General features: G+C 57.6%; 1 pseudogene. It reads right to left on the bottom strand.

From position 1 onward, the window contains the following. Positions 1-474, bottom strand: a pseudogene (locus tag C3D30_RS20230) (sulfite reductase subunit beta); the annotation flags it as partial.

The following is a 474-nucleotide window of genomic DNA, read 5'->3' as shown; positions in this document are numbered from 1 at the left end:
GGCGTCGTCAGCTGTATATAGGAGCCGCTCCCCCAGCCGCGCTGAGTCGTCACACCGGCTTCCGCCACCGCCAGCGTATGCTCCAGCGGAAGATAGCCAAACTCACTCGCCGTGCGGGCGTAGGTTTTCTTGTTGCCGTGTTCGATGGAAAGCCCACCGCCCACCAGCAGGTTAAAGCCCACCAGCTTGCCGTTTTCGGCGATCGCCACGAAGTTCATGTCGTTGGCGTGCAGATCGATATCGTTCTGCGGCGGGATCACTACCGTGGTTTTGAACTTACGCGGCAGGTAGGTCTGACCAAGGATCGGCTCTTCATCAGTAGTGGCGACTTTTTCCTGATCGAGCCAGATCTCCGCATACGCGCGGGTACGAGGCAGCAGATGTTCAGAGATTTTCTTCGCCCATTCATATGCTTCCGCGTGCAGTTGCGACTCGTAAGGGTTCGAGGTGCAGAGTACGTTACGGTTCATGTCG

Source organism: Escherichia sp. MOD1-EC5433, from assembly GCF_002966005.1.
In the GTDB taxonomy this organism is placed as follows: Bacteria; Pseudomonadota; Gammaproteobacteria; order Enterobacterales; family Enterobacteriaceae; genus Escherichia; species Escherichia ruysiae.
The sequence above is the reverse complement of the archived record's forward strand: the minus strand, read 5'-3'. Positions and strand labels throughout refer to the sequence as shown.